The 11,743-nt window shown below is 66.5% G+C and carries 11 protein-coding genes and 1 pseudogene; 6 read left to right on the top strand and 6 right to left on the bottom strand.

The genetic code is table 11. The features are described 5' to 3' along the window. Positions 1-1,218, bottom strand: a pseudogene (locus AB3X43_RS04355) (transcription-repair coupling factor); the annotation flags it as partial. Positions 1,219-1,291: 73 nt separating this feature from the next. Here AB3X43_RS04355 and ispD point away from each other — a divergent pair. The 3 genes from ispD (at position 1,292) to ispF (ending at position 3,144) form a co-directional block, all read left to right on the top strand. Next, positions 1,292-2,005: a 2-C-methyl-D-erythritol 4-phosphate cytidylyltransferase gene (gene ispD / locus AB3X43_RS04360; protein WP_369428652.1), complete on the top strand. Its 714-nt coding sequence runs from the start codon at positions 1,292-1,294 to the stop codon at positions 2,003-2,005. An 84-nt stretch (positions 2,006-2,089) separates the two neighbouring features. Beyond that, a complete protein-coding gene (locus tag AB3X43_RS04365; RefSeq protein WP_369428653.1) occupies positions 2,090-2,662 on the top strand; it encodes an NYN domain-containing protein in 573 nt (190 codons plus the stop codon). Then, positions 2,659-3,144, top strand: coding sequence for a 2-C-methyl-D-erythritol 2,4-cyclodiphosphate synthase (ispF, locus tag AB3X43_RS04370; protein ID WP_369428654.1), 486 nt, complete (start codon positions 2,659-2,661; stop codon positions 3,142-3,144). Before AB3X43_RS04365 ends, ispF begins: the two co-directional genes overlap by 4 nt. Positions 3,145-3,169: 25 nt before the next feature. On the opposite strand, the gene moaA is transcribed toward ispF, so the two are convergent. From moaA to argA, 5 genes are all read right to left on the bottom strand, one after another. After that, entirely contained in the window at positions 3,170-4,327 is a 1,158-nt protein-coding gene (moaA, locus tag AB3X43_RS04375; RefSeq protein ID WP_369428655.1) for a GTP 3',8-cyclase MoaA, read from the bottom strand. 63 nt (positions 4,328-4,390) lie between these two features. After that, positions 4,391-5,029, bottom strand: coding sequence for a C40 family peptidase (locus AB3X43_RS04380; protein ID WP_369428656.1), 639 nt, complete (start codon positions 5,027-5,029; stop codon positions 4,391-4,393). A 258-nt stretch (positions 5,030-5,287) separates the two neighbouring features. Next, positions 5,288-5,632: an H-NS histone family protein gene (locus AB3X43_RS04385; RefSeq protein ID WP_369428657.1), complete on the bottom strand. Its 345-nt coding sequence runs from the start codon at positions 5,630-5,632 to the stop codon at positions 5,288-5,290. Between the two features lie 90 nt (positions 5,633-5,722). After that, entirely contained in the window at positions 5,723-5,995 is a 273-nt protein-coding gene (locus AB3X43_RS04390; RefSeq protein WP_369428658.1) for an oxidative damage protection protein, read from the bottom strand. A 22-nt stretch (positions 5,996-6,017) separates the two neighbouring features. After that, positions 6,018-7,358 (bottom strand): amino-acid N-acetyltransferase, encoded by a 1,341-nt coding sequence (gene argA, locus AB3X43_RS04395; RefSeq protein WP_369428659.1) that lies wholly within the window; start codon positions 7,356-7,358, stop codon positions 6,018-6,020. Between the two features lie 85 nt (positions 7,359-7,443). Between argA and AB3X43_RS04400 the strand changes: the two genes are divergently transcribed. The 3 genes from AB3X43_RS04400 to hrpA all read left to right on the top strand — a co-directional run. Beyond that, complete coding sequence (locus AB3X43_RS04400) at positions 7,444-8,622, top strand: winged helix-turn-helix domain-containing protein (protein WP_369428660.1); 1,179 nt, start codon at positions 7,444-7,446, stop codon at positions 8,620-8,622. A 47-nt stretch (positions 8,623-8,669) separates the two neighbouring features. Then, on the top strand, positions 8,670-9,071 hold the full coding sequence (locus AB3X43_RS04405) for a VOC family protein (RefSeq protein WP_369428661.1): 402 nt from the start codon (positions 8,670-8,672) through the stop codon (positions 9,069-9,071). 42 nt (positions 9,072-9,113) lie between these two features. Continuing rightward, a partial coding sequence (gene hrpA / locus AB3X43_RS04410; RefSeq protein ID WP_473965059.1) for an ATP-dependent RNA helicase HrpA occupies positions 9,114-11,743 on the top strand: 2,630 nt, incomplete at its 3' end.

Consider the following 11,743-nt stretch of genomic DNA (forward strand, 5'->3'; position numbering starts at 1 on the left):
CCGGTGGTCGCGCAGCAGCTCCAGCATGCTCTCGCGGCGGCCGGCGCTCTCGGCGACGATCAGCACACGCGTCGGCGAGCGCGTCTCGCCCTGGCTGCGTGCGGTGCGGCCGAGGTGTTCCTCCAGCTTGCGCAGCGGGTCCTGGCCGCCGCGCTCGATGGACAGATCGGGCAGCGGGCGCGCCCAGTCCACCGCCTCGCTGCCGCGGATCGACAGCTGCGCGTGGTCGTTGCAGCGGGTGAAGAACTCGTCCAGCTTCAGGTACAGGTCTTCGGGCGGCAGGATGGGCCGCTCGGGGTCGTGCTGCAGGAAGCGGTGGCGCTCGCGGGTCTCGGTCCAGAAGCGCTCCAGCGCCTCGTTGACCTCGCCGTGCAGCGCGAGCACGGCGTTCGGGCCGAGGTAGTCGAAGATGCTGGCCGTCTCGTCGAAGAACAGCGGCAGGAAATACTCGATGCCGCCGCCGACGATGCCCTGGGCGATGTCCTTGTAGAGGCGCGCCTTGCTCGGGTCGCCCTCCATGCGCTCGCGCCAGCGGGCCCGGAAGTCCTGGCGGGCCCGCTCGTCCATCGGGAATTCTCGGCCGGGCAGCAGCCGCACTTCCGGCACGGGGTAGAGGCTGCGCTGGCTGTCGGGGTCGAAGACGCGGATCGAGTCGACCTCGTTGTCGAACAGGTCGACCCGAAAGGGCACGAGCGAGCCCATCGGGAACAGGTCGATCAGCCCGCCGCGCACGGCGTATTCCCCGTGCGAGACGACCTGGCTGACGTGCTGGTAACCGGCGAGGGTGAGTTGGGTCTTCAGCTTCGCTTCGTCGAGCTTCTGCTTTTGTTTGAAGTGGAAGGTGTAGCCGGCCATGAAGGACGGCGGCGCCAGCCGCGTCAGCGCGGTGGTCGCCGGCAGCAGCACGACATCGACCTCGCCCGAGCGGATGCGCCAGAGCGTGGCCAGCCGCTCGGAGATCAAGTCCTGGTGCGGGCTGAAGGTGTCGTAGGGCAGCGTCTCCCAGTCCGGGAAGACGGCCACGCGCAGCTCGGGCGCGAAGAAGGCCAGCTCGTCCGGCAGGCGCTGCACATCGGCCGGCTCGGCCGTGACCACCCCCAGGATCCGTCCGGCTGCCTTGTGCTGTTGCGCGAACCGGGACAGCAGCAGCGCGTCGGCGGAACCGAGCGGGCGGGGCACGGTGAAACGGTTGCCGGGGGCGATCTTGGGAAGCTGCATGGGTGGAGTCGGTCAGGCCGCGAAGTCGGCGGCGATTCTAGGCCGCTGCCCGGCAGCGGCGACAATCCGGGGCATGCAGATCGGAATCCTTCCCCGTTGTTTTGCCCTTGTCCCCTGCGCTGGCGTCGGCCTGCGCGCCGGCACCGGAGGCCCCAAGCAATACCAGTGCGTCGCCGGTCAGGCCATGGTGGCGCACACGCTGGCGGCGCTGGCGCAGGTGGCGCGCATCGAGGCGACGCTGGTCGTGCTGTCACCGGGGGACGGGCAGTTCGATGCTGCGGCGCCTGGCCATGCCGGTGAGCGGGCCTGGGTGGCGCATTGCGGTGGTGCCACGCGCGCGGAGAGCGTGGCCAACGGGCTGCTCGAATTGCAGGCCCGGGGTGTTCAGCCACAGGACTGGGTTCTGGTGCATGATGCGGCCCGATGCCTGTTGCAGCCGGCCTGGGTCGATCGCCTGATCGACGCCTGTCTGGACGACGAAGTGGGCGGTCTGCTGGCATTGCCGCTGGCCGACACGCTCAAGCAGGCCGAGGGAGGGCGGGTGTCGTCGACGGTCGACCGCACCGGCAAGTGGGCCGCGCAGACGCCCCAGATGTTCCGTGCCGGCTTGCTCCTGCCTGCCTTGCGCCTGGCAGGGGACGCTGTCACGGACGAGTCCAGCGCCATCGAAGCGCTCGGGCACAAACCGAAATTGATACTTGGGGACCTCACCAATCTGAAAGTCACCTGGCCCGAGGACTTTGTCCTCGCCGAGCGGCTGATGAAAAGCTTAAATGGCGCATCCTGATTGCGGGATCCCGCAGAGAACGTATCTTCCTGGCTTGACTTCTTCGCTTGACCTGACTTTCGTTTATTTCCGGACTACAACACCATGAAAACTGTATGGATCGTGGACGGGGCCTACCTGTTCAACTATGGCCGCAACCGTCCCTTCGATTACCTCAAGCTCAAGGCCGAGATGACCCGTCTCAATGGCGGGCCGATCTACGAGTCGTACTACCTGAACTCGACCCCGGACGCGGCCACCGAGAGCCAGAACGCCTTCCACAGCTGGCTCAAGTCCGCCCCGCCGCGTGGCCCGAAGATGCGCGTCCAGCTCTACACGATCAAGGACCTCAACACCACCTGCCCGAGCTGCGCACATCCGTTCCACCGCTCGGTGCAGAAGGGTGTGGACGTGGGCATTGCCACGCTGATCATCAAGCTGGCGGCCCAGGGTGTCTATGACCGGCTGATCCTGTCGGCGGGCGATGGCGATTTCGAGGATGCGATCACCTACATCAAGTCCGAGCTGCACAAGGAGTTCTGGCTGCATGGCGCGATGTCGAACCTGTCGACCGATCTGCAGTGCTACGCCGACCACGTGCTGTGGATGGACGACATGCACCCGGCGATCGACAAGGACAAGCCCAGCTACGGCATCGGCTCCGGAGTCTCTCCATGATCCTGAACGCGCTGCGCATCGGTGAGGGCTGGGACACCCACGCGCTGGTCGCTGGCCGCCCGCTGGTGCTGGGTGGCGTGACCATTCCCCATGCGGTCGGGCTGCTCGGCCATTCGGATGCCGACGCACTGCTGCACGCCATCACCGACGCACTGTTCGGTGCGGCCGGGCTGGGCGACATTGGCCGGCATTTCCCGGACACGGCGGTGGAGTTCAAGGGTGCGGATTCGCGGCGCCTGCTCGCCGAAGCGGCCCGTCGCGTGCGGGCCGAAGGCTGGTCCATCGTCAACGTGGACAGCACCATCGTCGCACAGGCGCCCAAGATGGCGCCGCACATCCCGGCCATGCGCGAGGCGATCGCGCTGGCACTGGACATCGGTGTGGACTGCGTCAACGTCAAGGCCAAGACGGCCGAGCGGCTGGGCCCCGTGGGGCGCGGCGAGTCGATCGAGGCCCGCGCAGTCTGCCTGCTGGTGCGTTGAGCCGGCCAAGTTGGCCAGTTGCAGCTCAACCGCCGATGTAGCTCATCTCGATGCGCCGGCCGGACGCACCGGCGCTGGCGGGCTGGCTGGCGCGCAGCTGCGAATAGCGGTCATCACGGTCCTGCCAGATCAGGCCGACGGCGGCGGCAATCTCTCCATCGCTGTAGGGCCGGCCTGACGGATGGGCGGTGCGCAGCAGACTGCGCAGATCGTGGCCTTGCTGGGCGAACAGGCAGAGGTACAACTGCCCTTCGGTGGACAGCCGGGCCCGGTTGCAGTCACCACAGAAGGCCTGTGTCACCGATGAAATGAATCCCACCTCGCCGTGCCCGTCCCGGTAACGCCAGCGCTCCGCGGTTTCGCCAGGCTGGCTGGGGTCGACCGCCTCCAGCGGGAAGTGCCCGTCGAGCAGGCGCTGGACCTCGGCTGAAGGCATCACCTCGTCCATGCGCCAGCCGTTGGTGGCGCCGACATCCATGTACTCGATGAAGCGCAGGATCACCTGACCGCCATGGTGGTCACGGAAATGGCGCGCCATCGGCACGATCTCCTGCTCGTTGGTGCCCCGCTTGACCACCATGTTGACCTTGATCGGCCCGAGGCCGGCGGCCACTGCGGCGTCGATGCCCGCCAGCACGTCGGCCACCGGAAAATCGACATCATTCATCTGGCGGAAAACGGCATCGTCCATGCCGTCGAGGCTGACGGTCACGCGGTTCAATCCGGCCGCCTTCAGTGCGGCCGCCTTGCGCGCGAGCAGGGATCCGTTGGTTGTCAGGGTCAGATCGAGCGGTGTGCCGTCCGGTGTGCGCAGCGCGGCCAGCATGTCGATCAGCCGCTCCAGGTGTTTGCGCAGCAGGGGCTCGCCGCCAGTCAGCCGAATCTTGTGCACGCCATGGGCCACGAAAATCTGCGCCAGCCGGAGAATCTCCTCGAAACTCAGCAGCGCAGACTGCGGCAGAAACTGGTGATTCTTGTCGAATATTTCCTTCGGCATGCAGTAGCTGCAGCGAAAGTTGCACCGGTCCGTCACCGATATTCGCAAATCTCGCAGCGGGCGACCGAGCCCGTCACTCAGCAGGCCATTTGAAGGCGGCTGGAGCGCAGGAACGCGTGGCCGCGCCGGCTGGGGCGCCGTGGCACTGCGCTGATCGACGATGGCAATGATGTTGCGTTCCGACATGGCGGCTGCATTGTGCCTGTTTCAGGCGGCACGCGATGCCGTTGGAGAACGCGCCCGTACAACTCAGTTGCCAGCATTCGCGGCATTGAGGCTTCGAGAGGGGGAACTGGTGCTCAATTGCGGGACACGGCGTGCGCCATCGAAGCGGCGCAGCCAGTAATCCTGGTGCATGTCGTCGACGCGAATGGTGCTGCCGGTGCGTGGTGCATGAATGAACTTTCCTTCACCGACATAGATACCGACGTGCGAGAACGCGCTGCGCATCGTGTTGAAGAACACCAGGTCACCCGGTTTGAGATCGTCCTGGCGAATCGACAGCAGGCCGGGTGCCTGCGCCTGTTCCGAAGAGCGGCGCGGCAGCAACAGACCGACGCTGTTCTCGAACACATGGCGCGTGAAACCGCTGCAGTCAAAACCGGTTTCTTCGCTGGTGCCGCCGAAACGGTAACGGACGCCGAGGAAGTTCATCGCGGACAGCACCAGATCGGACGCCGTTTCCCGGACGCCGCCGAGCAGGTCCTCGGCGCGACTGCTGGTCGATGCCGTTGCGGTGCCATCCACCGCGAAGCGCTCCTGCAGGAAGCGACTGATCGCGTCGGTGCCCTCCGGCAGGGCCTGTACTGGCAGGCTGACCAGCGTGAGCGCAGAAGCTGCAAGACCAGACAGAACCAGAGACCGTAACGCCGAGAGCAGACCGTGCATGGGGTAATGGAGTGTGAAAAAAGTCACCGGCGGAGCATAGGTACCGGTCGATGGGCTGTCAATCCGCAACCAACCCTCAATTCTTAAGAGAAGCCGGCGGTTGAATCTGAGTCATGTTCAACGTACTTCAGTCGGGGCTGCATGATCCGCGCCACTGGAATCGGCTCGGCAGTCTGCCTGAAATGAAAAAATAAAACCACCCGAAGGTGGTTTTCATGGGGCAGAGCAAGGTCTCTGCCCTGAAGCGCGCTGCAGGTGTCAGACGGCAAATTCGGCCAGCGCGCGCCCGTTTTCAAGGGCGGCCGTCAGCCACTTGGGCTTCAGGCCCCGGCCCGACCAGGATTCGCCGGTGTCCTTGTCGCAGTACTTGGCCGCGACCTTGCGGATCGTGCCTGGCTCGGCGATGCCGATTTTCGGCGGGCGTCCGGGTTTGCCCGAAGCGAGGTCGGCGGCGGTGAGGCCGTGTTCGGCCATCATCGTCTTGATCTGGCTGATCACGCCGGCGCGTTCATTGCGCAGGGTTTCGGCGATCTGCTTGGCCAGTTCGGCTTGAAGGCGATCGAGTTCGGCCTTCTGCGCGATGAGTTCTTGATAGGTGGTCATGTGTAATTCCCCAACGGTTGATCCGGGCCGGATTCTAGAAACTTTTGCTTCCTGCTGTCCAGTGCGAACTTGGCGTCAGGGTATCTCGAATCATTCCGCCGGCGGAACGTAACCTTGCGGCTGGTCGGCGCCAGCGCCGAAGAAATAGTTCTCCATCTGGCGCGCCAGATACTGTCGCGCACGTGCATCGGCCAGATTCAGGCGATTTTCATTGACCAGCATGGTCTGGTGCTTGAGCCACTGCTGCCAGGCTTCCTTGCTCACGCTCTGGTAGATGCGCTTGCCCAGTTCGCCGGGATAGGTCGGAAAGTCGAGCCCTTCGGCTTCCTTTTTCAGCAGGATGCATTGAATGGTGCGTGCCATTGGTGTTTTCCTTTCGGGTGATTCAGCTGAGTTTCTTGACCAGCACCTGCGAGCGCCGGTCCCAGTTGTATTTGCGTTTTCGGGCTTCAGGCAGCCAGTCGGGGTCGACTTGCTGGAAACCACGTTTGACAAACCAGTGCATCGTGCGCGTGGTCAGCACGAAGATGCTGTCGAGGCCCATGCCACGGGCGCGCTGTTCGATGCGCTTGAGGATGCGCTCGCCGTCGCCCTGGCCCTGGACCTGGGGAGAGATCGTCAGCGCCGCCATTTCTGCGGTCCTGGCCTCCGGATAGGCGTAGAGCGCCGCGCAGCCGAAGATGATGCCGTCGTGCTCGATGACGGTGTAGGTGGTGATGTCGCGCTCGATCTCGGTGCGGCTGCGCTTGACCAGCGTGCCGTCGCGCTCGAAGGGTTCGATCAGCTGCAGGATGCCCCCCACGTCGTCGGCCGTGGCCTCGTGCAGGCTCTCCAGCTTCTCGTCGACCACCATGGTGCCGACGCCGTCGTGGGTGAAGATCTCCAGCAGCACCGCCCCATCGGCGGCATACGGCAGGATGTGCGAACGCTCGACCCCGCCTTCGCAGGCGCGCACGCAGTGCTGCAGGTAGAACGCGGGCTCGCTCGGCTGGGTGGGCGGCGGCAGCTTCGCGAGCAGGCGCCGCGCGTCGGCCAGCGCGAGTTCGGTGTCGATGGCGCTTTCCGGGTCGTCCAGGTCCTCGCGGATGCCTGGCAGCTCGGTCATGAACAGCAGCTTGTCGGCCTGCAGCGCCACAGCCGTGGCGGTGGCGACATCCTCCATCGTCAGGTTGAAGGCTTCACCCGTCGGCGAGAAACCGAACGGCGACAGCAGCACCAGCGCGCCGATGTCGATGGCGCGGCGGATGGTGGCCGAATCGACCTTGCGCACGACGCCGCTGTGCATGAAGTCCACGCCATCGACGATGCCGACCGGGCGGGCCGTCAGGAAATTGCCCGACACCACCCGCACCGTGGCGTTGGCCATCGGCGTGTTGGGCAGACCCTGCGAAAACGCGGCCTCGATCTCGAAGCGCAGCTGGCCAGCGGCCTCCTGCGCGCAGTCGAGCGCGACCGGATCGGTGATGCGCTTGCCGTGGCTGAAGCGCGAGGCGTGGCCCTTGGCGCGCAGCTGCTCGTTGACCTGCGGCCGGAAGCCATGCACCAGCACCAGCTTGATGCCCATCGCGTGCAGCAGCGACAGGTCCTGCACGAACGCATTGAGCTTGCCGGCGGCCACCAGCTCGCCGGCCATGCCGATGACGAAGGTCTTGCCGTGGTACGCGTGGATGTGCGGCGCGACCGAGCGGAACCAGGGGACGAAGGTGTGTGGAAAGACGAGGCTCATGGGGTCTGGATTGTGCCTGAGCACCTGCCGCGGACGCCTGGTGGCTCAGGCCGTGGACAATGTGGCGAAGCAAGAGAGGCGCGCCGTGAAAACACTGTGGAGGTCACTGGCCTTGAACCAGCAAGGGCTGGGCACATCGCCTGTTTTTGGTCATGGAGCGGCTGGGGCGCTGCATGCCATCGAACACCTCGGGTATGTCCAGATCGATACCGTGGCCGTGATCGAGCGGGCGCACCACCATGTCCTGTGGAGCCGCGTGCCCGGTTATGAACCCGCGCACCTGAATTCGTTGCTGCGCGAGGGGCAGGTGTTCGAGCACTGGTTCCACGCCGCGTCCTGCCTGCCCATGCGCGACTACCGGTTTTCGCTGCCGCTGATGGCGTCGGTGCGCGACGGGCACAACCGGCACTCCGCCCAGGCCGATGCCACGGTGATGCGCCAGCTCATGGACCAGATCCACCTCGATGGGCCGCTGACGCTGCGCAGCCTGGATCATCGGCCCTCGACCGTGAAGGGCGGCTGGTGGACCGCGGGGCCGGTCAAGCACGCGCTCAACCGACTCTTCATGCAGGGTGATCTGATGGTGTGCGAGCGCCGGGGGATGGACAAGGTCTACGACCTGGCCGAGCGGGTGCTGCCGAGCGGGCTGGACCTGCGTGTACCGGCGGTGGACGAGTCTGCGCGCTACCTGCTGGACACGGTGGTGCGGGCGCATGGGATCGTGACCTGGGCGCAATTGCTGCATCTCCGGACGGGGCAGGCCATCCGGGACGCGATGCGCCGCGCGCTGGACGAGCGGCTCGCTGATCGGTCCTTGGTGCCGCTGGAGAGTGCGACGTTGCCGGACGCCTATGTGGATGCCGCGGCGCTGGGCCGCGCGATACCCACCGCCAGCCGGACGGTCCGGCTGCTCTCGCCGTTCGACAACGTGGTGATCCACCGGGAGCGGCTGAGCGGCTTGTTCGGGCTGGACTATCGGCTGGAGTGCTACACACCAGCGCCGAAGCGGGTGTACGGGTATTTCTGTCTGCCGGTCCTGTTCGGGAACCGGTTCGTGGGGCGGGTGGATTGCAAGGCCCATCGGCGCGAGCGTCGCTTTGAGTTGCTGAGCGTGCATGTCGAGGATCCGATGCCCGATCGGGATCTGGACGAGTTCCGGCCGGCGTTCACCGCGGCATTGCAGGCGCTGGCACGGTTCTGCGGGTGTGACCGGGTGGACATCGGATCGGCGTCGGGGGCTGGTTTCCTCAACTTGACGCAGTGAATCCATCGTCGCACGATGCGACGCACAACCCCCACGAGGAGACCCGCATGGATGTTTTCAAGACCCACGGCGCAATCAGCTGGACCGAGCTGATGACCACCGACCCGGTGCATTCGGCTGATTTCTACCACCAGCTCTTCGGCTGGACCGTCGAGACCATGCCGATGCCGCAAGGCCCGTACCGCATCCTCAAGGTCGGGGGCACGCCCATCGGCGGCATCATGGGCATTCCGCCGAACGCCCCGCCGGGGATGCCGCCCAACTGGTGCCCTTATGTGACGGTGGACAACGCCGATGAAACGGCCGGCGAGTGCGCGGCGCTGGGGGGCAAGGTGATCGTGCCGCCGACCGACATTCCCGGCGTCGGGCGTTTCTCGGTGCTGCAGGATCCGCAGGGCGCGGTGCTCAACATCATGGAATACGGCATGCCGACCGACGCGCCGACCTGAGCGCAGCAGGCCACGGGGCAGGGCGGCGATAATCCGCCCCCTGTGAACCCGACGCTCCCCACCCCTCCCGCCGCGCCGCCGAAGCGGACTGCCGCTGCCGCCGCGCCCACGCGCCGCCCCGCCAATCCCGTTCCGCCGATCACCTATCCGGACACGCTGCCGGTGTCGGCCCGGCGCGAGGAAATCGCGCGGGCGATGCGCGACCACCAGGTCATCATCGTCTGCGGCGAGACCGGCTCGGGCAAGACCACGCAGATCCCCAAGATCGCACTCGAACTCGGCCGCGGTCTGGGTGCCGGTGGCTCGGGCCTGATCGGCCACACCCAGCCGCGCCGCATCGCCGCCAGCTCCGTCGCCAAGCGCATCGCCGACGAGCTGAAATCGCCGCTGGGCGAGGTGGTCGGCTACAAGGTGCGCTTTCAGGACCGCCTGCAGGCCGGCGCCTCGGTCAAGCTGATGACCGACGGCATCCTGCTCGCCGAGACCCAGTCCGACCCGCTGCTGCGTGCCTACGACACCCTGATCATCGACGAGGCCCACGAGCGCAGCCTCAACATCGACTTCCTGCTCGGCTACCTGCGCCAGATCCTGCCGCGCCGGCCCGACCTGAAGATCGTCGTCACCTCGGCCACCATCGATGCCGACCGCTTCGCGCAGCACTTCGCTTCCGCCAAGGGGCCGGCGCCGGTGATCCTGGTCAGCGGGCGCACCTTCCCGGTCGAGCAACGCTGGAAGCCGTTCGAGGACAGCAAGGACTACGGCCTCGACGATGCCATCGCCGACGCGGTGGATGACCTCTGGCGCAGCGGATCGGGCGACATCCTCATCTTCCTGCCCGGCGAGCGAGAGATCCGCGATGCCGCCGACCACCTGCGCAAGCACCTCAGCCACCAGCCGCTGCACCGCCACGCCGACATCCTGCCGCTGTTCGCGCGGCTGTCGCAGCAGGAGCAGGACCGCGTCTTCGAGACCGGCGGCGGCAAACGCATCGTGCTGGCCACCAACGTCGCGGAAACCTCGCTGACGGTGCCCGGCATCCGCTACGTCATCGACACCGGCCACGCCCGCGTCAAGCGCTACAGCTACCGCACCAAGGTCGAACAGCTCCAGATCGAACCCATCTCGCAGGCGGCGGCCAACCAGCGTGCCGGCCGCTGCGGGCGCGTGGCCAACGGCATCTGCATCCGGCTCTACGACGAGAAGGACTTCCTCGGCCGCCCGCGCTTCACCGACCCGGAAATCATGCGTTCGTCGCTGGCCGGCGTGATCCTGCGCATGAAGTCGCTGCGGCTCGGGCTGGTCGAGGACTTCCCCTTCCTGGAGCCGCCACCGCGCAAGGCCATCGCCGACGGCTACGCGCTGCTGGGCGAACTCGGCGCGGTCGATGACCTGAACGAGCTGACGCCGATCGGCCAGGAGCTGGCGCGGCTGCCGCTCGACCCGCGGGTGGGTCGCATGATCCTGGAAGCGCGCAACCGCGAAGCGCTGAACGAGGTGCTGGTCATCGCGTCGGCGCTGAGCGTGCAGGACGTGCGCGACCGGCCGATGGACCAGCAGCAGAACGCCGACGAGAAGCACAAGAAGTTCGACGACGAGCGTTCGGAGTTCATGGGCTACCTGAAGCTCTGGAAGTGGATCGACGAGGGCCGAGGCCACCACGCGCCGGCCGAAGGCGCCGCGCACAAGCTCAGCAACCGCCAGCAGGAGCAGCGCCTGCGCGAGAGTTTCGTCAGCCCGCGCCGCGTGCGCGAGTGGCGCGACATCTACAGCCAGCTCCACACCGTGGTCGCCGAACACGGCTGGCGCCTCAACGGCTCGCCCGCCACCTACGACCAGATCCACCTGTCGATGCTCGCCGGCCTGCTGGGCAACATCGGCCTGAAGTCCGAGGACGAGGACTGGTACCTGGGTGCCCGCGGCATCAAGTTCTGGCGCCATCCGGGCGCGCACCTGAGCAAGAAGCCGGGCCGCTGGCTGGTCGCGGCCGAATTGGTCGATACAACGCGGCTGTTCGGGCGCGGGCTGGCGGCGATCGATCCGGCCTGGATTCCGCCGATCGCCGGCCACCTGCTCAAGGTCCAGCTGCTGGAGCCGCACTGGGAGAAGAAGGCCGCCGAGGTCACCGCGCTGGAGCGGGCCACGCTCTACGGTATCGTGATCTACAGCAACCGCCGGGTGAACTTCGGCAACGTCGATGCGCCGGCCGCGCGCGAGATCTTCATCCGCGAGGCGCTGGTCAATGGCGAGTGGGAGACGAAGCTGCCCTTCCTCGCCCACAACCAGAAACTGATCCGGCAGGTCGAGGAACTGGAGCACAAGTCGCGCCGCCAGGACGTGCTGGTCGACGACGAGCTGATCCACGCCTACTACGACGCGCAGCTGCCGCGCGACGTCGTCAGCGGCGCGACCTTCGAGCGCTGGTACCGCCACGAGAGCAAGGCGGAGCTGTCGGGGCCGAAGCTGCTGCACCTGACCCGCGACGAGCTGATGCGCCACGAGGCGGCGGGCATCACGACCACCGCGTTTCCGAAAACGCTCCGGCTGGGCGGCATCGACTGCCTGGCCACCTACCTGCACGATCCGGGCGATGCCAAGGACGGCGTGACGGTGACGGTGCCGATCTACGCGCTGAACCAGGTGAGCGAGGAGCGCTGCGAGTGGCTGGTGCCGGG

The sequence above is a fragment of the Sphaerotilus sp. genome, assembly GCF_041083715.1.
GTDB lineage: Bacteria > Pseudomonadota > Gammaproteobacteria > Burkholderiales > Burkholderiaceae_C > Sphaerotilus.